Below are 23,898 nucleotides of genomic sequence, written 5' to 3'. Positions count from 1 at the left end.
TATGGTCGGCCGATCCGCGTGCCGCACGGGCAGCGGTCGCCGGGCGGTGGGCGGCTTAAGCTAGGTTCATTGGCCGGCTGGTGTTGTACGGAGGGGCGATACAAAGTGAGCGCTGGCACCGCGGCGGCCGGGCAGGTCGAGCACATGCTGCGCCAGGTGACGCCCGGGCGTTACGACGCCTACGAGGCGTTGCTGCGGGCGCTCGCGACCCCCTCCACCGGTCAGGTCTGGATGCTGCTGTGGCACGGCCAGGCCGGCTCCCCGGACGCCCAGTACGGGAACATGGAGGTGGACGGCTTCGGCTACGCGCCCTGCGTCACCTCCGCCCAGGAGCTGTCGGCCAGTGGCTGGAACCGGTCGTACGAGGTGGTCGACGGGCTCGACGTGGCCCGCGCGCTCTATCCCGACCACTACGGGCTCTGGCTCAATCCGCACGCCCCGGGCGGCGGAGTGGGCATCCCCTGGCTGGACCTGCGCCGCATCGCCACCGGCCTGGACCGCCAGCCCGCCGGGCCGCTCAGACTGTCCGAGCCCGGCATCGAGATCCCGCAGTTCTACGCCCTGCTCGCGCAGAACGCCCACCGCACCCCGGCCGTCCGCGCGCTGCGCCGCGCCTGGGTGCAGCCCGCACTGGGCGCGCCCTACCTCGCCATCGGCCTCGACGTGTACGACACCTCGCCGTCGGCCGTCGACGCGGTGCGCGCCATGATGCAGCAGTCCCTCGGGGCCGTCCCGGACGGACTGCCCGTGTCGACCGTCGCGATGTCCGACGAGCACGACCCGGTCGCGATGTGGCTGCGTGCCAACTCCCGTCCGTTCTACGACCGCGAGGCGCACGGCGCCGTTCCACCCCCCACCTCGGGCTACGGCTACCCGCCCGCGCACCGGCGCTGACCGGGCCGTATCCGCGGCCGTACCCGCGAGGGCCCGGTGCGGCCGGCCCGGCCGCGCCCCGCTCGTGCTGACGAGGCGTCACCGGGTCCACGATGTGGACACCGGCACCGGTGCGGTCCGCCGGCCCCGACCGGCCGTCCGACGCTGATTTCGCGTCAGATTTTCGGCCACGCACACTCGACTACACCCCGTCAACCGCCGATCACCTGCGGTTTCACCCGTTCTCCACACTGCTCGGCCCCTTCTGAACACCCTTCTGGGGGCCGCCTCTTGGGGCCGGCGGGGCGATTCCCGACGGCGGGACGCCTGAACCGCCCCATATGTCAACTGTTCAGATCTCAGGTAGGTATCACCGCTATCCGGACTGTTCCTGACCACCTGTGAACGTCTGTAGTGTTCGGCCGGTCAAGGTGCATCCACATAGCGGACCCGGAGTGGCCCCAATATGCGCATAATCAAGTCCCGAGCCGCTCGGGCGATCACGGCCGCGGTGGCGGTCGGTCTGATCGCCACGGGCTGCTCCAGCGAACGGGACAACAAGAGCAAGGACGGCGGCGAGAAGGACACCTTCGTCTTCGCCGGTGCAGGTGACCCGGGTTCCCTGGACCCTGCCCTCGCGAGCGACGGCGAAACCTTCCGCGTGACGCGCCAGGCGTTCGAGGCGCTCCTCGAGCACGAGTCCGGCGGCACCAAGCTGGTCGGCGGCCTCGCCGAGACCTGGTCGAGCAACGACAAGGGCACCGTCTGGACCTTCAACCTCCGCAAGGGCGTGAAGTTCCACGACGGCGAGGCGTTCAACGCCGCGGCCGTCTGCGCCAACTACGACCACTGGTTCAACTGGACGGGCACCTACCAGTCCAGCGCGGTCTCCTACTACTGGCAGACCATCATGGGCGGCTTCGCGAAGAACGAGGACAAGGAGACGCCCGAGGCGAACTACAAGTCCTGCACCGCGAAGGACGAGCACACCGCCGTCATCGAGGTCAAGGAGCCCTCCGCCAACCTCCCCGGCGGCTTCTCCCTCAACGCCCTGGCGATCCACTCGCCGAAGGCCATCGAGGAGTACAAGAAGCAGGACGCCTCCGCCAAGGGCGACGCCATCACGTACCCCAAGTACAGCCAGGAGGCCGGCACGGTCGCCGGTACCGGCCCGTACAAGATCGTCAAGTGGAACAAGGGCAACAAGGAAGTCACCCTCGAGCGCTTCGACGACTACTGGGGCGAGAAGGCGAAGATCAAGAACCTGGTCTTCCGCACCATCGACACCGAGGAGGGCCGCCGCCAGGCGCTCCAGGCCGGTGACATCGACGGCTACGACCTCGTCGCCCCGGCCGACGTCGAGACCCTCAAGAAGGAGGGCTACGTCGTCCCGACCCGTGGCGTCTTCAACCTCTTCTACGTGGGCATGAGCCAGGAGGCCAACAAGGCCCTCAAGAAGAAGGAAGTCCGCCAGGCGATCGCGCAGTCGATCGACAAGGAGAACCTGGTCAAGACCCAGCTGCCCGAGGGCGGCAAGGTCGCCGACCAGTTCATGCCGGACACCATCGCGGGCTACTCCAAGAACGTCAAGAAGTACCCGTTCGACACCGCCGCGGCCAAGAACCTCCTCAAGAAGGCCGGTGAGGAGAAGCTCAAGGTCACGTTCTGCTACCCGACCGAGGTCACCCGCCCGTACATGCCTGCCCCGCAGGACCTGTTCGAGCTGATGAAGGCCGACCTGGAGAAGGCCGGCATCACCGTCACGCCGAAGGCCATGAAGTGGGCCCCGGACTACATCGACGCCACCGAGGCGGGCTCCTGCGACCTGCACATGCTCGGCTGGACCGGTGACTTCAACGACGGCTACAACTTCATCGGCACCTGGTTCGCCGGGTACGACAAGCAGTGGGGCTTCAAGGACAAGAAGGTCTTCGACGCCGTGAACGCCGGCTCGAAGATGGGCAAGGCCGAGGAGCGCGTCGCGGCCTACCAGAAGGCCAACGAGGTCATCATGGACTACCTCCCGGGTGTCCCGGTCTCCTCCTCCCCGCCGGCCATCGCCTTCGCCAAGAACGTGAACCCGCCGAACGTCTCCCCGCTGACGCAGGAAGTCTTCTCCGAGGCCTCCTTCAAGTAAGCGCGTAATCGGCAGGAGAACAAGCAAGAACGGGGGGTCCGCCCGGCTGTCGCAACTCGGCGGCCGGGCGGGTCCATTCATGTAAGACATCACGCAAGAAAGGGGCATGCGGGGTGCTGCGTCTCGTCGTACGAAGACTGCTCCAGCTCATACCCACGCTGCTCGGCCTGTCGGTTCTGCTCTTCCTGTGGCTCGACCGGCTGCCCGGCGGACCCGCCTCAGCGATCCTGGGGGAGAAGGCCACCGAAGCCGAAGTGGCGCGCATCAACCGTGCGCTCGGGCTGGACCAGCCCGTCTACGTCCAGTACTGGCGCTTCCTCAAGCGCATCGCCGAACTCGACCTGGGCACCTCCACCCAGACCGGACAGCCGGTGTGGGACGAGTTCGTCCTGCGCTTCCCCGCGACCGTGGAACTGTCCCTCCTCGCGATCCTCATCGCCGTGGCCGTCGGCGTCCCGCTCGGCTACTTCGCCGCCCGCAAGCGCGGCGGCTGGCTCGACGTCACCGCGGTCTCCGGCTCGCTCGTCGGCATCTGCATCCCGGTCTTCTTCCTCGCCCTGATCCTCAAGGGCGTCTTCGCCGTCGAGCTCGGGATCTTCCCCAGCTACGGACGCCAGGACACCGGCATCGACGCCACGAGCGTGACCGGCTTCGCCGTCCTGGACGGCGTCCTCACCGGGGAGTTCGACGCCTCCTGGGACGCGATCACGCACCTGATCCTCCCCTCCATCGCCCTGGCCTCCATCCCGCTCGCGGTCATCGTGCGCATGACCCGCGCCAGCGTCCTCGAGGTGCAGGACGAGGACTACGTCCGCACCGCCGAGGCCAAGGGCCTCAAGCGGAGCGTCGTCCGCGGCCGGCACGTGCTGCGCAACGCGATGCTCCCCGTGGTGACCGCGGTCGGCCTGCTCACGGGCTCCCTGCTGTCCGGCGCCGTCCTGACCGAGTCCGTGTTCGCCTTCGGCGGCATCGGCTCCTTCATCCGGCAGGCGATCGACGCCCGCGACTACCCCGTGCTCGTCGGGTTCATCATGTTCATCGCGCTGGTGTACGTCCTGATCAACCTGCTGGTGGACCTGGCGTACAGCCTCATCGACCCGAGAGTGCGGGTGCACTGACGTGAGTGTCGCCACCAAGACAGACAAGATCCAGCGCCTCGCGGAACTGACCGCGGTCAAGGAGACCAGCACCGGCGCCAGCCTGTGGCGGGAGGCCCTCCGCCGCCTGAGGCACAGCAAGATGGCGATCGTCGGCGCGGTCATCATCGCCCTGTTCCTCGTCCTCGCGATCGTCGGGCCCTACGTCGCCCCGTACTCCCCGACCGCCCAGACCTGGCGGAACGAGGTCTTCCCCAACCGGGGCGAGTTCGTCGGCGCGCGCGGCGAGAACTGGTTCGGGCTCGACCACCTCGGCCGGGACGTGTTCTCCCGCATGCTGGTCGGCGCCCGTCAGACGCTGCTCGTCGGTGTCGTCGCCACGCTGATCGGCCTGATCATCGGCTTCCTGATCGGCGGTGTCTCCGGGGCCGCCGCCACCCTCGGCGGTGACGCCGGAAAGCGCGTCGACTCCGTCATCATGCGCTTCATCGACATGATGCTGGCGCTGCCCTCGCTGCTGCTGGCCGTGTCCATCGCCGCCGTCATGGGCCAGTCGCTGACCACCGTGATGATCGCCGTGGGTGTGGTCCAGATCCCGGTGTTCGCCCGACTGCTGCGCGGCGCCATGCTGGCGCAGGGCGGCGCGGACTACGTGCTCGCGGCCAGGTCCCTGGGCGTGCGCAAGCGGCGCATCGTGGTCTCGCAGATCGTCCCCAACTCGCTCAGCCCGGTGATCGTGCAGGCCACGCTCTCCCTGGCCACCGCGATCATCGAGGCGGCCGCCCTGTCCTACCTGGGCCTCGGCAACCCCGACCCGGCCATCCCCGAGTGGGGCGTCATGCTCACCCAGGCGCAGCGCTTCTTCGACAACGCGCCGATGATGGCGGTCTACCCCGCCGTCGGCATCATCATCACCGCCCTCGGCTTCACCCTGCTCGGCGAGGCCATGCGGGAAGCCCTCGACCCGAAGCTGAAGGGCTGAAGCACCATGTCTCTGCTCACTGTCGACGAACTGACCGTCACCTTCGGCGGCCGCGGCCGCAAGGAGTCCCGGGCGGTCGACGGCGTCTCCTTCGAGGTCGACCAGGGCCAGGTCGTGGGCCTGGTCGGCGAGTCCGGCTGCGGGAAGTCCGTCACCTCCCTGGCCCTGATGGGCCTGCTCCCGGACAAGGGCGTCACGGTCGGCGGCCGCGCCGAATTCGACGGCACGGACCTGTTCACCATGAGCCGGTCCGCCCGCCGCGACCTGCGCGGCAGCAAGATGGCGATGATCTTCCAGGATCCGCTGTCCTCCCTCAACCCGGTCGTGCCGGTCGGCGTGCAGGTCACCGAGATCCTGGAGCGCCACCGCGGGATGAAGGGCGAGGCCGCCCGCAAGGAGGCCGCCCACCTGCTGGACCGGGTCGGCATCCCCGACCCGACCCGGCGGCTCAAGGAGTACCCGCACCAGCTCTCCGGCGGCATGCGCCAGCGCGCGCTGATCGCCATGGCGGTGGCCTGCGCCCCGCGCATGCTCATCGCCGACGAGCCCACCACGGCCCTCGACGTGACGATCCAGGCGCAGATCCTGGAGCTGCTCAAGGAGCTCGTGGACCAGGAGGGCACCGCCCTGCTGATGATCACCCACGACCTGGGCGTGGTCGCCGGCCTCTGCGACCAGGTCAACGTGCTCTACGCGGGCAGGGTCGTGGAGTCCGCCGGGCGCCGCGAGCTGTTCGCCCACCCCACCCACCCCTACGCGCACGGACTGCTGGGCTCCATCCCGCGTCTGGACGCCCCCAGGGGCGAGCCCCTGAGCCCCATCCGCGGCTCCATCAACGACCGCATCGCCTGGGCCGACGGCTGCGCCTTCGCGCCCCGCTGCGACCGGTACGAGATGGGCTGCCTGACCGGCACCCCGCAGCTCACCGAGCCCCGTGCGGCCGGTCACCAGGTGCGGTGCGTCAACCCCGTACTCGACGACGCGAAGGCCGAGGAGGTCACCGCATGAGCCTGCTCGAACTGGACGGCGTCAAGGTCCACTTCCCGATCAAGAAGGGCATCCTGTTCGACCGCACGGTCGGCCACGTCTACGCCGTGGACGGGGTGTCCCTGAAGGTCGAGGCCGGCGAGACCTACGGCCTGGTCGGCGAGTCCGGCTGCGGCAAGACCACCCTGGGGCGGTCGGTGCTGCGGCTGGTGGACATCACCGAGGGCTCGGTCGTCCTCGACGGGACCGACCTGGCGAAGCTGCCGAGCGAGGAGATGCGCCGCTTCCGGCGCCGGCTCCAGATGGTCTTCCAGGACCCGCTGGGCTCGCTCAACCCCCGGCAGAACATCGAGTCCATCCTGTCCGAGGGCATGGTCGCCCACGGCATCGGCAAGGACCAGGAGGAGCGCCGGGAGAAGATCAAGTCGATCCTGGACAAGGTCGGCCTGCCCTCCAACGCGCTCTCCCGCTACCCGCACGAGTTCTCCGGCGGCCAGCGCCAGCGCATCGGCATCGCCCGCGCGCTGGTCCTCGAGCCGGACGTGATCATCTGCGACGAGCCGGTCTCCGCGCTCGACGTGTCGGTCCAGGCCCAGGTCATCAACCTGCTGGAGGAGCTCCAGGAGGAACTCGGCCTGACCTACGTGGTGATCGCGCACGACCTCGCGGTGGTCCGGCACATCTCCGACACGATCGGCGTGATGTACCTGGGCTCGCTGGTCGAGGAGGCACCGAGCGACGCGCTGTACGCCGAGCCGAAGCACCCGTACACCAAGGCCCTGATGTCGGCCGTGCCGGTGCCGGACCCGGAGGTGGAGGACAAGCGCGAGCGCATCCTGCTCACCGGTGACCTGCCCTCCCCGGCGAACCCGCCGAGCGGCTGCCGTTTCCACACGCGCTGCCCCTGGGCCCAGGCCGAGCGGTGCGCGACCGAGCGGCCGGAACTGCGGGACGTCGGCGGCGGCCACCGGGTGGCCTGCCACTTCGCCGAGGAGATCGAGTCGGGGAAGCTGGGGCTGACCCGGCCCACCGGCATCGAGGCCGTCACGGAGAGCGAGGACGTGGTCGTCGAGCAGGCCGAGGACGAGGCGGAGGTTCCCGCCGCCCTCCTGCCGGCCGACTCGACGACCAAGCCGGACGCCGCGGCGGTCAAGGATAAGGTGCCGGCGGCGGCCGAGACCCCGGGCGACCGGACGGCCGACGCCGTCGCGAAGGACCGCGACGCCGCAGCACCGGACGCGTCCGGCAAGGAGAAGGAGCAGGACAAGACCGGCTGACGGACCGCCGTCCTTCCCGGAACCTCGCACGGCTCCGCTGAAAGGTTTACGGACAGCAAGTTCACACCACCCCTCGCCTTGGTTTGCAAGGCGAGGGGTTCTTGCTGGGTGAGAATATGAGGGTGCTCCAGCAACTGTTCAGTCCGTCCGTCCTGCACACGCTCGACCTGATCGGCATCTTCGTCTTCGCGATCTCCGGCGCCCTGCTGGCCGTCCGCAAGAACTTCGACGTCTTCGGCATCGCCGTACTCGCCGAGGTCACCGCACTCGGCGGCGGGCTCTTCCGCGACCTGGTCATCGGCGCCGTACCGCCCGCCGCCTTCACGGACCTGGGGTACTTCGTCACCCCGCTGCTCGCCACGGTCCTGGTCTTCTTCCTCCACCCGCACGTGGAGCGCATCCAGACCGCCGTCAACGTCTTCGACGCGGCCGGCCTCGGCCTGTTCTGCGTCGTCGGCACGACCAAGGCGTACGACCACGGCCTCGGCCTGACCGCCTCGGCCTGTCTGGGCCTGGCCACCGCGGTCGGCGGCGGTGTGCTGCGCGACGTGCTCGCCAACGAGGTGCCGTCGCTGCTGCGCTGGGACCGCGACCTGTACGCCGTCCCGGCCGTCGTCGGCGCCGCTCTGACCGCGCTGTGCATCCGCTACGACGTGCTGAACGCGGGGACCAGCAGCGCCGCCGTGGTCACGGCCTTCGTGCTGCGGCTGCTCGCGATGCGCTACCACTGGCGGGCTCCCCGCGCGTGGCACCGCCGTTCGACGGTCCAGGAGGAGTAGTCCCCGGGGACGCGTCGGCAAAGCTACCGCTTAGTATTATCTTCTTGTACTGTTCAGCCATGCCAGAAGCAGCCTCCGCCCAGCCCGTCAGGGCCGCCATCGGCGCCAGTGAGTTCGACCGCGACACCGCGCTCACCCCGCGCGCGCCCGGCGTCTACGACATCGACCTCTCCGCCGGCTGGACGATCATCAACGCCGTCAACGGCGGCTATCTGCTGGCCGTCCTGGGCCGTGCGCTCGCGGACACCCTGCCGCACCCCGACCCGTTCACCATCTCCGCGCACTACCTGACCGCCTCCCAGCCCGGCCCCGCGGTCGTCCGCACCGAGACCGTGCGCACCGGGCGGACCCTGTCGACCGGTCAGGCGTCCCTCTTCCAGCACGACGACCAGGGCCGCGAGGTCGAGCGCATCCGCGTCCTCGCCTCCTACGGCGACCTCGACTCCCTCCCCGACGACGTCCGGACGACGGCCGTGCCGCCCGCGATCCCGCCGATGGAGCAGTGCTTCGGTCCGGAGGACGGCCCCACCCCGGTCGACGGCAGTTCCGCCATCACCGAGCGCCTGATGCTCAAACTCGACCCCTCGACCCTGGGATGGGCACTCGGTCAGCCCTCCGGCAAGGGGGAGATGCGGGCCTGGTTCGGTCTCGCCGACGGCCGGGACCCCGACCCGTTCGCGCTGCTCCTCGCGGTGGACGCCCTGCCGCCGACCGCCTTCGAACTGGGCCTGTCCGGTTGGGTCCCCACGGTGGAGCTGACCGTCCACGTCCGCTGCCGCCCGGCACCGGGCCCGCTGCGCGTGTCGATCACCACCCGCAACCTGGCCGGCGGCTTCCTGGAGGAGGACGCCGAGGTCTGGGACAGCGCCGACCGGCTGGTGGCCCAGTCCCGCCAGCTCGCGCGCGCACGGCTGGGCTGAGCCGCAGGCCTCCGGCCCGCCTCCCGCACGAGCCCGCACGACGGCCGTCCCGCTCCCGGGGCGGCCGTCGTCACGAGGCGGTGCGCGTCGTGGCGACGGCCGTCGTCAGGCAGCGGCGCGCGTCAGGAGGCGGCGAGGCCGTCCCCGGCCGGTCCGTCCAGCCAGTGCCGGCGGCCGATGCCGATCAACCGCAGCTGACGGGTCGCCAGCCGCGTCACACGCTCCCGCTCCTGTTCCCGCTTCCGCGGGCCCGCCTCCGCTTCCGTTCCCGCCTCCAGCGCCTCCAGGAAGAGCGAGGCCGTGACGAGCATCTGGTCGACGTAGAGCTGGGCCAGCATCAGCCGGTCGTCCTCGCTCCAGCCGGCGGAGACCGGGTCCTCGGCCAGCGCCTCCCCGACCTCCCCCGCGAACCGGGCGAGTTGCTCCCGTATCGCCTCCCGGACCGGCTGGACCCCGCCGTGCCGCTCCCGGGCGATGAAACGGACGTGCGCGGGATGTGCGTCCACGTGGTCGGCGATCAACTCGACGGCACGCGCGATGCGTTCCTCGCTGTCGCCGGTGGTGGACACCGTCGTCCGGATCGTCGGGTGCAGACTGCCCAGCGCCTCCTCGACCAGCGCCACACCCAGGTCCGCGGTGGACCGGAAGTGCCGGTAGAAGGCGGTCGGGGCGACCCCCACGGCGCGGGTGACCTCACGCAGGCCCAGGCTGCTCAGGCTCTGCCCCTCGAGGAGTCCCAGGGCCGCGTCGAGGAGCGCCCGCCGGGTCTTCTGCTTCTGGGCCTGCCGGACGCCGAGGGTGTGACTCATGCCATGCAGTTAACAACTGTTCTCCGGAATTGGAAAGGTGCGCAAACGGCTAGACTGGGTAGTCAGTGAACAGATGTAACCGCAACCGTTCACCGACACGTGGGGGATCCGACCCGTGCTGTTCCTCGTCGCCGCCCTTCTGCTGCTCGGCGTGCTCCTGGGCACCGTGGCCCACGCGCCGTTCTCCTTCTCCGCCGTCGCGGGTGCCGTCATCGCCGTCTGGCTCGGCGTCTTCGCCCTGCGCGAGCGCCACGGCCGCGGACGCGGCTCCTCGGCGCGCTGACCTCCCGGCCGCGAGGCCGCCCTCCGTCCGACCGCCCCGACCGTGGGAGTCGATCACCATGCAGCTCACCGCACCGGCGAACCGGCGCACCGGTCCCCGGGACGCCGACGGCATGGCCGTCGCGTCGTTCGTCCTGGGCCTGCTGGGCCTGCTCGTCCTCAACGTCGTCCTCGGCCCGATCGCCGTCGCGCTGGCGGGCGTGGCGCTGTGGCGGGGCACCGCCCGCCGCGGCCGTGCCCTCCTGGGGCTCGGCCTCGGCGTCGCCGACCTGCTGGTCCTGGCGGCGTTCGTCCAGGCCGACCACACGGTCTCCTGGAGTTTCTGAGCCCCGGAGCCCCCGAGCCGGCGTCGCATTCCGGCCGACCGCGGCCCGGAGCCGGTGCACCGGGGCCCGTAGAATCGGCCCCACCATGGCTTACCTCGACCACGCCGCGACCACCCCGATGCTTCCCGAGGCAGTCGAGGCACTCACCGCGCACCTGGGCGTCACCGGCAACGCCTCCTCCCTCCACGCGGCCGGCCGCCGGGCCCGCCGCACCGTCGAGGAGGCCCGCGAAACCCTCGCCGAGGCTTTCGGCGCCCGTCCCAGCGAGGTGGTCTTCACCTCCGGCGGCACCGAGGCCGACAACCTCGCCGTGAAGGGCCTGTACTGGTCCCGCCGTGACGCGGACCCGGCCCGCACCCGGGTCCTCGCCAGCCCCGTCGAGCACCATGCCGTCCTCGACGCCGTCCACTGGCTCGGCGAGCACGAGGGCGCCACCGTCGAGTACCTGCCGGTCGACTCCCACGGCCGGGTCCACCCGGACGCCCTGCGCGAGGCCATCGCCCGCGACCCCGACGACGTCGCCCTCGCCACGGTCATGTGGGCCAACAACGAGATCGGGACCATCCTGCCGGTCCGCGAACTCGCCGAGGCGGCCGCCGAGTTCGACGTCCCACTGCACTCCGACGCGGTCCAGGCCTTCGGTCAGGTCCCGGTGGACTTCGCCGCCTCCGGGCTCGCCGCGATGACGCTGTCTGGTCACAAGATCGGCGGCCCGTACGGCATCGGCGCGCTGGTCCTGGGCCGTGAGCACACCCCCGTGCCGGTCCTGCACGGCGGCGGCCAGGAGCGCCACGTCCGCTCCGGCACGCTGGACGTGCCCGCGATCGCCTCCTTCGCCGTCGCCGGGCGGCTGGCCGCCGAGCAGCAGGAGTGGTTCGCCCGCGAGATCGGCGCCCTGCGCGACGACCTGGTCGCCGCGGTCCGCGGCGCCGTCCCCGACGCGATCCTCGGCGGCGACCCCGCCCCCGGGGGACGACTTCCCGCCAACGCGCACTTCACCTTCCCCGGCTGCGAGGGCGACTCCCTGCTCCTGCTGCTGGACGCCCAGGGCATCGAGTGCTCCACCGGTTCGGCCTGCACCGCCGGCGTCGCCCAGCCCAGCCACGTCCTGCTGGCCACCGGCACCGATCCCGAGCTGGCCCGCGGCACCCTCCGCTTCTCCCTCGGCCACACGTCCACGGAGGCCGACGTGGAGGCCCTGGCCAAGGCCATCGGCCCGGCGGTGGAGCGGGCCCGGGCGGCGGGACTGACCTAGGGGCGGTCCGGCCGGGTGAGTCGCCCGGGGCGAGAGACCGGGCTCCCCCGGACACGACGAAGGACCCGGACACGACGAAGGACCTACGAGACGGGTTCCCTTCGCCGGTATGACCCGGATCAGGTGACTAGGGGTCGCCTTCCGGTCTTGCGACCTTCCGGCCTCTCAGCCCGACCGTCGACGTCGGCACCAGCGGAAGCCGAGACTTCTCGCCGAAGTCGGCTACTCCGGTCGAACTCCCTCACTCGTCCCGTAGGCCTGTTTCCAGGATAGAACGTCCAGTTCCGGATGGAAGGGGGTGAAGGATGATTTTTTGTCCGGATTATCCGGGTGGCGGTCTCAAGCCGTCCCCGTGCGCGCCCGACGCACGAGCTGCATGTAGCGGTCCCAGTCCCAGTGCGGGCCGGGGTCGGTGTGGTCCGTGCCCGGCACCTCGACGTGGCCGATGATGTGCTCCCGGTCGACCGGGATGTCGTAGCGCGCGCATATCCGGGCCGTGAGCCGTGCCGAGGCCTCGTACATCTCGTCCGTGAAGTCCTGGGGGCGGTCCACGAAGCCCTCGTGCTCGATGCCGACGCTGCGCTCGTTGTAGTCGCGGTTGCCCGCGTGGTACGCCACGTCCAGCTCGCGGATCATCTGGGTGACGCGCCCGTCCTGGCCGACGATGTAGTGCGTGGCCGCCTTGTGCCCCGGGTCCTGGAACGCCTTCACCGCGCTGTCGAAGCTGCCCTGGGTGACGTGGACGATCACCATGTCGATGCCGAAGTCGTCCGGCCGGTCCGCGCCGCGCCAGTTGGCGTCCGAGGCCGCCACCCAGCGGGCGCCCGCGTGGTCGACCGCACCCGGCTCACGCGGCTTCTCCACCCCGGGCACGCGCCACCACAGCCGGGCCAGCTCGTCCCGCGCCAGCACCGCCGTGCCCGCCGCGGCCGCCGCCCCGCCCACGATCAGGGCCCGCCGCCCGATGCGCCGGTCCCCGTCCTTGTTCCCGGATGCTCTTCTCGCCCCCATGCGATCTTCAACGCATACGCGGCGGCCCCGGTTCCCGCGCCCCGTACCCTGGAAGGGCTATGACTGACACCCCGCAGCCCTCCCGCCCCCTCCGCGTCCTGGCCGCCATGTCCGGTGGCGTCGACTCCGCCGTCGCCGCCGCCCGCGCGGCCGAGGCGGGCCACGACGTGACCGGCGTCCACCTCGCGCTCTCCGCGAACCCGCAGTCGTTCCGTACCGGCGCGCGGGGCTGTTGCACCATCGAGGACTCGCGCGACGCCCGCCGTGCCGCCGACGTCATCGGCATCCCGTTCTACGTGTGGGACCTCGCCGACCGCTTCCGCGAGGACGTCGTCGAGGACTTCGTCGCCGAGTACGAGGCCGGCCGCACCCCGAACCCCTGCCTGCGCTGCAACGAGAAGATCAAGTTCGCCGCGCTGCTGGACAAGGCGCTCGCGCTCGGCTTCGACGCCGTCTGCACCGGCCACTACGCCAAGGTGGTCCTGCGCGAGGACGGCACGCGCGAGCTGCACCGCGCCTCCGACATGGCCAAGGACCAGAGTTACGTCCTCGGCGTGCTGGACGACCGCCAGCTCGCCCACGCGATGTTCCCGCTCGGCGACACGGTCACCACCAAGGAGGAGATCCGAGCGGAGGCCGAGCGCCGCGGACTCGCCGTCGCCAAGAAGCCCGACTCGCACGACATCTGCTTCATCGCCGACGGCGACACCCAGGGCTTCCTCGCCGACCGCCTCGGCAGGGCGGAGGGCGACATCGTCGACGAGTCCGGCGCCAAGATCGGCACGCACGAGGGCGCGTACGGCTTCACCATCGGCCAGCGCAAGGGCCTCAGGATCGGCACCCCCGCCCCCGACGGCAAGCCGCGCTACGTCCTCGACATCTCCCCGGTGACCAACACGGTCACCGTCGGCCCGGCGGCCTCCCTGGACGTCGGCGCCCTGACCGCGGTCAAGCCCCGCTGGTGCGGCGCCGCCCCGGCCGGTCCCGGCACCTACACGGCCCAGCTGCGCGCCCACGGCGGCGAGACCGAGGTGACGGCGGAGCTCGTCGACGGCGAGCTCCGGGTCCGCTTCACCGAGCCCGTCCGCGGCGTCGCCCCCGGCCAGGCGATCGTGCTGTACGACGGCACGCGCGTGGTCGGCTCGGCGACCATCGCGTCGACGGTCCGCGCGACGGCGGACGCGGTCTGACGCCGGCCGGGCCCCCGCCCGGCGCCGGCCCGCCGCCTCACCGCGCGAAGAACTCCGCCAGCACCGGCGCCAGGACCTCCGGGTCGGCCATGTGGGTCTGCCCCTCCAGGACGCGGTACGCCCCCCGGGGCACCGCGTCCGCGACCGCCCGCGCGGCCTCGCGCATCCACGCCGGGCTCCCGTCGCCCGCGATCGCCAGCACCGGCACGCGGATCGACGACAGCAGCTCCCGGGGGACGCTTCCGTCGCCCATGACGGCGTCGTCGTACGCGAGGCTCGGGGCGAGGGACTCCATCCCGGCCCACAGGGGGGACTGCCGGGCGCCCTGGATCACCGCCTCGTCCAGTCCGGTCAGCCGCAGGAAGAGCTCCACCGCGTCCCCGCGCCGCCCCTCGGCCAGCGCCGCCGTCAGCCGCTCGGTGTACTGCGCACGCTCCCGCAGGGCGTCCCCGGACATCGCGTACGGCGTCTCGTACACGGCGACGTGGCGCACCGGCAGCCCGCTCGCCGCCGCCCTGAGCGCCAGCGCACCGCCCGAGGAGACGCCGTACAGCGACGCCTCGCCGCCCATCGCCCCGATCACCGCCGCCAGGTCCTCGACCTCGCGCTCCACCGCGTACGGCGCGGTGTCCCCGCTCGCACCGCGGCCCCGGCGGTCGTACACGGCGACCCGGAACCGCTCCGAGAGCGGCGCGGCCAGCGGCGCCACCGTGGCGCCCGTCGACATCGCACCGCTGACGAGGACGACCGCGGACCCCCGCCCGGCGCTCTCGTACCCGAGGGAGGTGCCGTCGCGCGAAAGGATGTTCTTGTCCATGCCTCACCAGACTGCCGCACGGCGCGGAATTAGTCGGTGAGGCGGACGGCGCGTCCGCCGATCGCAACCCTTCCACGCGATCAGCGCACTTCCACCTCGTAGAAGCAGAGGTGGTCCTTGATCTCCGCGACGTCCGGCTTCGGCTCCGGGTACGCCCAGACCAGATCGGCCGCGTCCGGCAGCGACCAGTAGGACGCGGTGCCCTTGAAGGGGCAGTGGGTGTGCGTACCGGAGGGCGTCAGCAGGTCGAGGCGCACGTCCTCCGGCGGGATGTAGTACCGGTCCGGGCAGCCCGTCTCCTTCAGCACCAGCGCCCGGTCGCTCTCCGCCAGCACCTGCCCGCCGTGCACCGCGCGCACGTGCCGGTCGCTCTCCTCGACGGTGATGCGGTGGCCTGTGGTCACGATCGAACCTCCTCGGGTGGCCGGGCTGCCTGATACAGCGCACGCTGAAGCCGAGTTCTTCCCGAGGAGGCCGGATGGGAACCACGCACACCGGCAGGAACCGCGGAACCCTCGCCCACCGGGTCCGTTACGCCCTGCGCCATCCGCGGCGCGTCCCCGCCCACGCGCGGCGCGCCCTGCGGGACGCCTGGCTGCGGCTGCTCCACCGCGACCACATCGCCTACTACCGCGCGGTGATGGCCTCCGACGCCGCCCGCAGCGCCGAGGCCGCGGTGGGCCACAACCCCTCGCGCGAGCAGTGGGCCAGGATCGGCCGGATGCAGTTCGACTACCTGGTGCGGCACGGCCTGGAACCCCACCACCGGATGCTGGAGATCGGCTGCGGCAACCTCCGCGCGGGCCGCCTGTTCATCGACCACCTGGAGCCCGGCCACTACTACGGCATCGACATCTCGCCGCACATCCTGCTCGCCGCCCAGGACACCCTCGTCCGCGAGGGACTCCAGGCCAAGCTGCCCCACCTGACGCTCGCGAACGACCTGACCCTCGCCTTCCTGCCCGACCACCACTTCGACGTCGTGCACGCGCACAGCGTCTTCTCGCACTCGCCCCGGCACGTCATAGAGGAGTGCTTCGCCCACGTCGGCCGGGTGCTCGCACCGGGCGGGTTCTTCGACTTCACCTTCGACCGCACGGAGGGGGAGGAGCACCAGGTGCTGCACGAGGACTTCTACTACCGGACGGAGACGCTCGTCGAACTGGCCGCGAAGCACGGCCTGGCGGCGCGGTTCATGGACGACTGGGAGGAGCTGCCGCACCGGCAGTCGAAGATACGGCTGACCGCGATGTCCGACCGGGCCCGTACTGTGGGGCCGTGAACATCTGTGTCTTCCTCTCCGCCGCCGACCTCGACGAACGCTACACACGCCCCGCGCGGGAGTTCGCGCGGCTCCTGGGCAAGGGCGGGCACACGCTCGTCTGGGGCGGTTCGGACACCGGCCTGATGAAGGTCGTCGCCGACGGGGCGCAGGAGGCGGGCGGCCGGCTCTGCGGGGTATCGGTGGAGTTCCTCGCGGCGAAGGCGCGCGACGGCGTCGACGAGATGGTGATCGCGAAGGACCTCGCCGAGCGCAAGAGGCTGCTGCTGGAGAAGGCCGACGCCGTGGTGATCATGGTGGGCGGCACCGGCACCCTCGACGAGGCCACCGAGATCCTGGAGCTGAAGAAGCACGGACACACCGACAAGCCGGTGGTCCTGCTCAACACGGCGGGCTTCTACGACGGGCTGAAGGAGCAGTTCCGCCGCATGGAGGACGAGGGCTTCCTGCCCCGCCCGCTGGCCGAGCTGGTGTTCTTCGCCGAGGAGCCGGTGGGCGCGCTGGCCTATCTGGAGGAGAGCCTGGGCGTGGAGTGACCGCGCGGTGATGCGAGCATGGCGGGCATGGCTACACATGTGATCACCGGGGCCGGCTCCGGCATCGGCGCGGCCGTCGCCCGCCGCCTGCACGCGCGCGGGGACGAGCTCGTGCTGCACGCGCGGGACGCGGGCCGCGCGAAGGAGCTGGCGGCCCAGTTCCCCGGCGCCCGCACCCTCGTCGGCGACCTGGCGGACCCCGACCGGCTCAGCTGGGCCTTCTCCCACCAGTCGCTCCCGGACCGGGTCGACTCCCTGCTGCACATCGCCGGCGTGGTGGACCTCGGTCCGGTCGGCGAGCTCACCCCGAAGACCTGGCGCCACCAGCTCGACGTCAACCTGATCGCCCCCGCCGAGCTGACCCGGCTCTTCCTGCCCCAGCTCCGCGCGAGCCGCGGCCACGTGGTCTTCGTCAACTCCGGCGCCGGTCTGAACGCCCACGCCGACTGGTCCGCGTACGCGGCCTCCAAGCACGGGCTGAAGGCCCTCGCCGACTCCCTGCGCCACGAGGAGCACGGCAACGGCGTCCGCGTGACCTCGGTCTACCCGGGCCGCACCGCCAGCCCCATGCAGGCCAAGGTCCACCGGCAGGAGGGCAAGGACTACGACCCCGCCCGGTGGATCGACCCCGAGTCGGTCGCCACGACCGTCCTCATGGCCCTCGACCTGCCCCGGGACGCGGAGGTCAACGACCTGACGGTGCGCCCGGGGCGATGAGCCGGGCCCGTCCGTTCCGTAGTCTTCTCGGGTGAGCGAAAACAGCCAGTTCAGGTTCGGGCCCGCCACCGGGATCGGGTCCATGCCGGGCGGGGACGCCCGCGAGGCCGCCAAGACCGTCACCGGGAGCTTCGAGGACTTCCCGTTCCTGCCCGAACTGCCCGCCCGGGGGCCCGGCGCGGACATGATCGGGCGGACCACCGGGATGCTCGTCGAGCTGTACGCGCGCGTGGAGCCCAGCGGCTGGCGGATCGGGGACCGGCCGGGACGGGACACCAGGCGGGCCCGCTCCTGGCTCGGCGAGGACCTCGACGCGCTGGAGGAGTTCACCCAGGAGTACCAGGGGCCGCTGAAGGTGCAGGCGGTGGGGCCCTGGACGCTCGCCGCCTCCCTCGAGCTCAGGAACGGCGAGGCCGCCCTGTCCGACCCGGGCGCCTGCCGCGACCTCGCCGCCTCCCTCGCCGAGGGGCTGCGCCTCCACCTCGCCGAGGTGGGGCGGCGCGTGCCCGGCGCGCAGCTCGTCCTGCAGCTCGACGAGCCCTCCCTCACCGCCGTCCTGCGCGGACGGGTGAGGACCGCCAGCGGCTACCGCACCCACCGCGCGGTGGACCGGCAGACCGTCGAGGCCACGCTCCGGGACGTCGTCGGGGTGCACGGGGGCGGGCCCGTCGTGGTCCACTCGTGCGCACCGGACGTCCCGTTCGCCCTGCTGCGCCGCGCGGGTGCGGCGGCGGTCTCGTTCGACTTCTCCCTCCTCACCGAGCGTGACGACGAGGCGATCGGGGAGGCGGTGGAGAACGGCACCCGGCTGTTCGCCGGTGTCGTCCCGGGCACGGACGCCCCGTTGTCAGACCCTGCCGGTAGCGTCATGGGGGTCAGGACGCTGTGGCGCAGGCTGGGGCTGCGGCCGGGACTCCTCCCGGAGGCGGTCACGGTCACCCCGGCGTGCGGACTCGCGGGGGCCTCCCCGGAGTACGCGCGCACGGCCTACGCCCACTGCGTCCGGGCGGCGAGATCCCTCGCGGACAACCCTGAGTAACGGGAGGACACACGGTGGCCGGCGACCAGCAGGCGGAGACGACGAGCGTGCCCGCCGAGGCACGGGAGAAGCACGCACAGCTCGCTGAGCAGATCGAGGAGCACCGCTTCCGGTACTACGTGAACGACGCCCCCGTCATCAGCGACGCGGAGTTCGACGAGCTGCTGCGCTCGCTCGAAGCGCTGGAGGAGGAGTACCCGGAGCTGCGCACCCCGGACTCGCCGACCCAGAAGGTCGCCGGGTCGTACGAGACGGAGTTCACCTCCGTCGAGCACCGCTCGCGCATGCTCTCCCTCGACAACACCTTCAACGACGACGACCTCGCCGCCTGGGCGGAGCGCGTCCAGCGGGAACTGGGCACGCAGAAGTACCACTTCCTGTGCGAGCTGAAGGTCGACGGCCTCGCCGTCAACCTCACCTACGAGCGCGGCCGGCTCGTCCGTGCGGCGACCCGCGGCGACGGCCGCACCGGCGAGGACATCACGCCCAACGTCCGCACCATCGCCGAGGTCCCGGACCGCCTGAGGGGCGACGAGGTGCCCGACCTCGTGGAGATCCGCGGCGAGGTCTACTTCCCGATGGAGAAGTTCGAGGAGCTCAACCGCCGCCTGGTGGAGGCCGGGGACAAGCCCTTCGCCAACCCCCGCAACGCGGCGGCCGGTTCACTGCGCCAGAAGGACCCGCGCGTCACCGCCACCCGCCCGCTGCACATGGTGGTCCACGGCATCGGCGCCCTGGAGGGCTTCGACGGCGTGACCCGCCTCTCCGAGGCGTACGGCCTCCTCAAGACCTGGGGTCTGCCGACCTCCGAGCACAACAGGGTGGTCGACGGCCTCGCCGGCGTACGCGAGTTCATCGCGCACTACGGCGAGCACCGCCACTCCGTGGAGCACGAGATCGACGGTGCCGTCGTCAAGCTCGACGAGATCCGCCTCCAGGGACGGCTCGGTTCCACGGCGCGCGCCCCGCGCTGGGCCATCGCGTACAAGTACGCCCCCGAGGAGGTCAACACCAAGCTGGTCAACATCCGCGTGGGCGTGGGCCGTACGGGCAGGGTCACGCCGTACGCCCAGGTCGAGCCGGTCACGGTGGCCGGCTCCGAGGTCGAGTTCGCCACGCTGCACAACCAGGACGTGGTCAAGGCCAAGGGCGTCCTCATCGGCGACACGGTGGTGCTGCGCAAGGCCGGTGACGTGATCCCGGAGATCCTCGGACCGGTCGCCGACCTGCGGGACGGCAGCGAGCGGGAGTTCGTGATGCCGGCCGAGTGCCCGGAGTGCGGCACGCCGCTCAGGCCGATGAAGGAGGGCGACGTCGACCTGCGCTGCCCGAACGCCCGCACCTGCCCCGCCCAGTTGCGGGAGCGCCTGTTCTACCTCGCCGGCCGCAAGGCGCTGGACATCGAGCACTTCGGCTATGTCGCCGCCGCCGCCCTCACCAAGCCGCTGGAGCCCGCGGAACCGCCGCTGAAGGACGAGGGCGACCTGTTCGACCTCACCGTCGACCGACTGCTGCCCATCAAGGCGTACGTGCTGGACCAGGACAGCGGTCTGCCCAAGCGCGACCCGAAGACCGGCGAGGAGAAGATCGCCACCGTCTTCGCCAACCAGGAGGGCAAACCGAGGAAGAACGCGCTCGCCATGCTGGAGAACATCGCGGCGGCCAAGGAGCGGCCGCTCGCCCGTGTCCTCACCAGCCTGTCGATCCGCCACGTCGGCCCCGTCGCCGCGGAGGCGCTGGCCCGCGAGTTCCGCTCGATCGACCGCATCGAACAGGCCACCGAGGAGGAGTTGGCCGGCACCGAGGGCGTCGGCCCGACCATCGCCGCCTCCCTCAAGCAGTGGTTCGCCGAGGACTGGCACCGCGAGATCATCCGCAAGTGGAAGGCGACCGGTGTCCGTATGGAGGACGAGGGGGCCGGAGAGGACGAGGGCCCGCGTCCGCTGGAAGGGCTCACCGTCGTCGTGACCGGCACCCTGGAGCACTTCACCCGGGATGGCGCGAAGGAGGCGCTGCAGAGTCGGGGAGCGAAGGTGACCGGTTCGGTTTCGAAGAAGACGTCCTTCGTCGTCGTGGGGGACAACCCCGGGTCGAAGTATGACAAAGCGATGCAGCTCAAGGTGCCGGTCCTGAACGAGGAAGGCTTCAACGTCCTTCTGGGGCAAGGGCCGGAGGCCGCGGCGGAGGTCGCCCTTTCGGCCGAGGAGTAGCGGTTGAAGCCCGTCCGATCGGCGCATACCAGATGCATACGGGTGACCGGGGCGCATTCGGGCAACCGTCGGCGACCGGTGCCCGTGGAAGCCTTCTGCGGCCTACTGTTGAGATGTGCGCCTGCCGTGCCCAGTTGCGGTCGGGGCAACTCCGCACTCGTGAAGGGTTCGGGGAAGGGCTTTCCACCGCGGAGCCGCTGAGGGTTGTCAGGCATCGGGCCGCGTGGCGTGGGCACCGCCGGCTGTGAGAGGGACGGGAATGGAACCGACCGAGAGCGCCGCCCCGGGCTCACGGCTGCGTCTGCGCCGCATGGCGGTCGTATGGCGGCGCGGCGGTGGGGACGGGCGGCCCGCGGGGCGGCCGGGCGCGCGGGAGCGCACCGCAGCGGGCTCCGCGGACGCGGCCGGCGCCGGGCGGCCGGCCGTCGGGCACGGCCCCGCGCTGTCCGAGGCGGACACGGAACGGCACCCGTCCTGGCCCGCGTTGCCCACGGCGGTCGTCGCGGCGGCCGGCTTCGTGCTGGGCGCCGGCTTCCTGCGGGCGTTCACCGGCGGCCACGCGCTCTTCCCCTCCGGAACCGTCGGCTGGTCCCTGGCCGTGCTGACCGGGATCATCGTCGGCCACCTGGTGATGCTGGGCCGCTCCCGCTGGTGGGGCGGCACCGGCTCGGGCGCCGCCCTCACCCTCGCCGTGCTGCTGCTGTACGGCTGGGTGCCGGCCGGCATGGTCAGCCTCACCGTCGTGGTGCTGGTCGGCGTGGCACGCAGGGGCCGCTGGCGGCAGGGCGTCCTGCACGGCTCGGTGGACCTGCTCGGCATCGGGGCCGGCGCCCTGGTACTGGCCGCCTTCGGCTGCGTACCGTCCGTCGAGTCCCCGGCCACCCCGGACACCTGGACGCCCTACACCGCCCCCGGCGTGGTGCTGGTCGCCGCCGCGTACCTCGCGGTGACCCGTTCCCTGCTCTGGTACCTGCACTCCCCGCGCACCGGGCTCCCCACGGTCGCCCGCACCGCACTGGTCAGACAGGGCCTGGTCGCGGTCGCCCTGCTCGGCATAGCGCCCCTGGTGTGCGTGGTCGCGGTCGCCAAGCCGGTGCTGCTGCCGCTGTTCTCCATTCCGCTGATCGCCCTCGACTCCACCCTGTGGATAGCCCGCGCCCGGGCGGAGGAGCAGCTGCGCGACCCGCTGACCGGGCTGCCCAACCGGCAGTGGCTGCTGGAGCGCATCTGGACCGCGCTCGACGACGCCGAGCGCATCGACGCCCGCGCCGCCCTGATGCTGATCGACCTCGACCGCTTCCGGTCGGTCAACGACACCCTCGGCCATCTCGCCGGCGACCGGTTGCTGCTCCAGATCGCCGACCGGCTGAGGGCGGCCCTGCCGCGCGGGGCGGAGGCCGCGCGGCTGGGCGGTGACGAGTTCGCCGTCTTACTGCCCGTCGCCGACTCCACGACGTCCGCGACCCGCATCGCCCGCAGCCTGGTCACGGCCCTCAGCTCCCCGCTCGACCTGGACGGACTCACCCTGGTCCTGGAGGCGAGCGCGGGCGTCGCCGTCTTCCCCGACCACGCGGTCGACGCGGAAGGACTGCTGCGGCGGGCGGACGTGGCGATGTACCAGGCCAAGCGGGACCGCACGGGCGTCGAGGTCTACGAGTCCAAGCGCGACTCCAACACCCCCGACCGGCTCGCCCTGCTGGGCGACCTGCGCCGGGCCCTGGACGCCCGCGAGGTCCAGCTCCACTACCAGCCCAAGGTCCGCTTCGACGGCCAGGTCGCGGGCCTGGAGGCCCTGGTCCGCTGGGTGCACCCGGAGCGGGGCAAGGTGCCGCCGGACGAGTTCATAGCGATCGCCGAGTCCTCGGGACTGATGCCGCACCTCACCGAGTACGTGCTGGAGACCGCGCTCGGACAGGTCGCCGAGTGGCGTGCGCAGGGCCTGTTCGTGCCGGTCGCGGTCAACGTCTCCCCGCGCGACGTCCACACCCCAGGCTTCGCCGGCTCCGTCGCGGCCCGGCTGGCCCGGCACGGCGTCCCGGCGGGAGCCCTCCAACTGGAGATCACCGAGCACGTCCTCCTGGAGGACCCGCAGCGCGCCGCCGACACCCTGAACGCCCTGACCGGGCACGGCGTGAAGATGTCCCTGGACGACTTCGGCACCGGCTACTCCTCCCTGGTGCACCTGCGGCGGCTGCCGGTCAGCGAGCTGAAGATCGACCGCTCCTTCGTGGCCCGGCTGGCCGTCGACACCGAGGACGCCGAGATCGTGCGCTGCACCGTCGACCTCGCCCACTCGCTCGGGCTGCTCGTCGTCGCCGAGGGCGTCGAGGACGACGAGACCTGGGAGCGCCTGCGCGACCTCGGTTGCGACGCGGTCCAGGGCTGGCTGGTCGCGGCCGCGATGCCGCCCGACGAGACCACGGCCTGGCTCCTCGCCCGCGGCTCCCGCGGCTGGCAGCGCCCCGCGGCGGCGCTGCCCGCCGCCGCGGGGGACGACACGGGACGGGTCGGCTGACGCCTCCGCCCCGCGGTGCGGACACCGCGAAGCCCGCCGCTTCGGTGGACGGAGTCCCCGGGGGACCGCGGTGTGCGCGGCCCGCGGGAAGAGGCCTTGCCGGCGCGGCCGGCCCCGTACGCTCCGCCGACCGGGCGGCTGCCGCAGGAGGCGGCCCGAAACCTCGGAACCCGCGATGCGCCACCGCGGTGCCCCCGGCAGCCCCGGCAGCCTCCCGGCGGGCCGGTGGCGGCCCTCGGCGGGTCCTGGCAGTCCTTTGGCGGGTCTCGGCGGGCCGGTGGCAGGCCCCTGGCAGCTCCCGGCAGGTCGGCGGCAGCCCTTCCGGCGGGCCGAGGCAGGGCGGTCGGCAGGCCGTCGGCGGACCCTCCCGCGCGACCCCGGGCAAACCGTTTCACGGGCACGGCCTCCCGCCCCATAGGATGGGAGGCTGGCATCACATTCCCGCCTGTCCCGCGACGCCCGGCACGCACGCTCGCCGCGGGACCCGCCCTCCGGGCGGACGGCGGGAGTGTGACGTCAGCCTCCGGCCAAACCACACACTCACCCCAGAGGATCGCTGCATGCCTGGCATCACGCGCGAGGAGGTCGCCCACCTCGCCCGGCTGGCGCGTCTGGAGCTGAAGCCCGAAGAGCTCGACCACTTCGCAGGCCAGCTGGACGACATCATCGGCGCGGTGGCCCGCGTCAGCGAGGTCGCCGACCAAGACGTACCGCCGACCTCGCATCCGCTCCCGCTGACGAACGTCATGCGCCCGGACGAGGTCCGTCCCTCGCTCACCCCCGAGCAGGCGCTCTCCGGCGCCCCGGCCCAGGAGCAGCAGCGTTTCAAGGTGCCGCAGATCCTGGGGGAGGACTAA

At 71.8% G+C, this 23,898-nt stretch carries 23 protein-coding genes; 19 read left to right on the top strand and 4 right to left on the bottom strand.

Features of this window, described 5'->3' with window-relative positions; genetic code table 11:
* Positions 1–105: 105 nt before the first annotated feature.
* From FHS37_RS34605 to FHS37_RS34570, 8 genes are all read left to right on the top strand, one after another.
* Positions 106–894, top strand: a complete 789-nt coding sequence (locus tag FHS37_RS34605) for an enhanced serine sensitivity protein SseB C-terminal domain-containing protein (protein ID WP_184828597.1) — start codon at positions 106–108, stop codon at positions 892–894.
* 445 nt (positions 895–1,339) lie between these two features.
* A complete protein-coding gene (locus tag FHS37_RS34600) occupies positions 1,340–3,010 on the top strand; it encodes an ABC transporter substrate-binding protein (RefSeq protein WP_184828595.1) in 1,671 nt (556 codons plus the stop codon).
* 113 nt (positions 3,011–3,123) lie between these two features.
* The gene (locus tag FHS37_RS34595; RefSeq protein ID WP_184828594.1) at positions 3,124–4,128 is read left to right on the top strand and encodes an ABC transporter permease; all 1,005 of its coding nucleotides are present in this window, start codon (positions 3,124–3,126) and stop codon (positions 4,126–4,128) included.
* A 1-nt stretch (position 4,129) separates the two neighbouring features.
* Complete coding sequence (locus FHS37_RS34590; RefSeq protein WP_184828592.1) at positions 4,130–5,089, top strand: ABC transporter permease; 960 nt, start codon at positions 4,130–4,132, stop codon at positions 5,087–5,089.
* Between the two features lie 6 nt (positions 5,090–5,095).
* Positions 5,096–6,097 carry an ABC transporter ATP-binding protein gene (locus FHS37_RS34585; RefSeq protein ID WP_184828590.1) on the top strand — a complete coding sequence of 334 codons (1,002 nt, stop codon included), beginning with the start codon at positions 5,096–5,098 and terminating at the stop codon, positions 6,095–6,097.
* Complete coding sequence (locus FHS37_RS34580; protein ID WP_184828588.1) at positions 6,094–7,353, top strand: ABC transporter ATP-binding protein; 1,260 nt, start codon at positions 6,094–6,096, stop codon at positions 7,351–7,353. Before FHS37_RS34585 ends, FHS37_RS34580 begins: the two co-directional genes overlap by 4 nt.
* Before the next feature lie 122 nt (positions 7,354–7,475).
* Positions 7,476–8,132, top strand: coding sequence for a trimeric intracellular cation channel family protein (locus FHS37_RS34575; protein ID WP_184828587.1), 657 nt, complete (start codon positions 7,476–7,478; stop codon positions 8,130–8,132).
* A gap of 59 nt (positions 8,133–8,191) precedes the next feature.
* Entirely contained in the window at positions 8,192–9,052 is an 861-nt protein-coding gene (locus tag FHS37_RS34570; protein WP_184828585.1) for a thioesterase family protein, read from the top strand.
* 122 nt (positions 9,053–9,174) lie between these two features.
* On the opposite strand, the gene FHS37_RS34565 is transcribed toward FHS37_RS34570, so the two are convergent.
* Positions 9,175–9,861: a TetR family transcriptional regulator gene (locus tag FHS37_RS34565; protein WP_184828583.1), complete on the bottom strand. Its 687-nt coding sequence runs from the start codon at positions 9,859–9,861 to the stop codon at positions 9,175–9,177.
* Between the two features lie 115 nt (positions 9,862–9,976).
* Between FHS37_RS34565 and FHS37_RS34560 the strand changes: the two genes are divergently transcribed.
* The 3 genes from FHS37_RS34560 to FHS37_RS34550 all read left to right on the top strand — a co-directional run bounded on the left by FHS37_RS34560 (position 9,977) and on the right by FHS37_RS34550 (position 11,724).
* A complete protein-coding gene (locus FHS37_RS34560; RefSeq protein WP_184828582.1) occupies positions 9,977–10,144 on the top strand; it encodes a hypothetical protein in 168 nt (55 codons plus the stop codon).
* Positions 10,145–10,202: 58 nt separating this feature from the next.
* Entirely contained in the window at positions 10,203–10,469 is a 267-nt protein-coding gene (locus FHS37_RS34555; RefSeq protein WP_184828580.1) for a DUF4190 domain-containing protein, read from the top strand.
* An 85-nt stretch (positions 10,470–10,554) separates the two neighbouring features.
* Positions 10,555–11,724, top strand: coding sequence for a cysteine desulfurase family protein (locus FHS37_RS34550; protein ID WP_184828578.1), 1,170 nt, complete (start codon positions 10,555–10,557; stop codon positions 11,722–11,724).
* 339 nt (positions 11,725–12,063) lie between these two features.
* Here FHS37_RS34550 and FHS37_RS34545 read toward each other — a convergent pair whose 3' ends face one another.
* A complete protein-coding gene (locus FHS37_RS34545) occupies positions 12,064–12,735 on the bottom strand; it encodes an N-acetylmuramoyl-L-alanine amidase (protein WP_184828577.1) in 672 nt (223 codons plus the stop codon).
* Between the two features lie 59 nt (positions 12,736–12,794).
* Between FHS37_RS34545 and mnmA the strand changes: the two genes are divergently transcribed.
* Entirely contained in the window at positions 12,795–13,925 is a 1,131-nt protein-coding gene (gene mnmA / locus FHS37_RS34540; protein ID WP_184828574.1) for a tRNA 2-thiouridine(34) synthase MnmA, read from the top strand.
* Positions 13,926–13,962: 37 nt separating this feature from the next.
* On the opposite strand, the gene FHS37_RS34535 is transcribed toward mnmA, so the two are convergent.
* Both FHS37_RS34535 and FHS37_RS34530 read right to left on the bottom strand, forming a co-directional pair.
* Positions 13,963–14,742 (bottom strand): alpha/beta fold hydrolase, encoded by a 780-nt coding sequence (locus FHS37_RS34535; RefSeq protein WP_184828573.1) that lies wholly within the window; start codon positions 14,740–14,742, stop codon positions 13,963–13,965.
* Positions 14,743–14,822: 80 nt separating this feature from the next.
* The gene (locus tag FHS37_RS34530) at positions 14,823–15,146 is read right to left on the bottom strand and encodes a DUF427 domain-containing protein (RefSeq protein WP_184828571.1); all 324 of its coding nucleotides are present in this window, start codon (positions 15,144–15,146) and stop codon (positions 14,823–14,825) included.
* Between the two features lie 74 nt (positions 15,147–15,220).
* On the opposite strand from FHS37_RS34530, the gene FHS37_RS34525 reads away from it, so the two are divergent.
* The 7 genes from FHS37_RS34525 (at position 15,221) to gatC (ending at position 23,898) form a co-directional block, all read left to right on the top strand.
* A complete protein-coding gene (locus FHS37_RS34525; RefSeq protein ID WP_184828569.1) occupies positions 15,221–16,024 on the top strand; it encodes a class I SAM-dependent methyltransferase in 804 nt (267 codons plus the stop codon).
* Positions 16,021–16,560 (top strand): LOG family protein, encoded by a 540-nt coding sequence (locus FHS37_RS34520; RefSeq protein ID WP_184828567.1) that lies wholly within the window; start codon positions 16,021–16,023, stop codon positions 16,558–16,560. Before FHS37_RS34525 ends, FHS37_RS34520 begins: the two co-directional genes overlap by 4 nt.
* 18 nt (positions 16,561–16,578) lie before the next feature.
* Positions 16,579–17,277, top strand: coding sequence for an SDR family oxidoreductase (locus FHS37_RS34515; protein ID WP_184828565.1), 699 nt, complete (start codon positions 16,579–16,581; stop codon positions 17,275–17,277).
* A 31-nt stretch (positions 17,278–17,308) separates the two neighbouring features.
* Positions 17,309–18,316 (top strand): methionine synthase, encoded by a 1,008-nt coding sequence (locus tag FHS37_RS34510; protein WP_184828563.1) that lies wholly within the window; start codon positions 17,309–17,311, stop codon positions 18,314–18,316.
* 14 nt (positions 18,317–18,330) lie between these two features.
* On the top strand, positions 18,331–20,526 hold the full coding sequence (gene ligA, locus FHS37_RS34505) for an NAD-dependent DNA ligase LigA (RefSeq protein WP_184828561.1): 2,196 nt from the start codon (positions 18,331–18,333) through the stop codon (positions 20,524–20,526).
* Positions 20,527–20,785: 259 nt separating this feature from the next.
* Positions 20,786–23,041, top strand: coding sequence for a putative bifunctional diguanylate cyclase/phosphodiesterase (locus FHS37_RS34500; protein ID WP_184828559.1), 2,256 nt, complete (start codon positions 20,786–20,788; stop codon positions 23,039–23,041).
* Positions 23,042–23,601: 560 nt separating this feature from the next.
* Positions 23,602–23,898, top strand: a complete 297-nt coding sequence (gene gatC / locus FHS37_RS34495) for an Asp-tRNA(Asn)/Glu-tRNA(Gln) amidotransferase subunit GatC (RefSeq protein ID WP_031117542.1) — start codon at positions 23,602–23,604, stop codon at positions 23,896–23,898.

The organism is Streptomyces griseomycini (genome assembly GCF_014203535.1).
Lineage (GTDB): Bacteria > Actinomycetota > Actinomycetes > Streptomycetales > Streptomycetaceae > Streptomyces > Streptomyces griseomycini.
The sequence above is the reverse complement of the archived record's forward strand: the minus strand, read 5'-3'. Positions and strand labels throughout refer to the sequence as shown.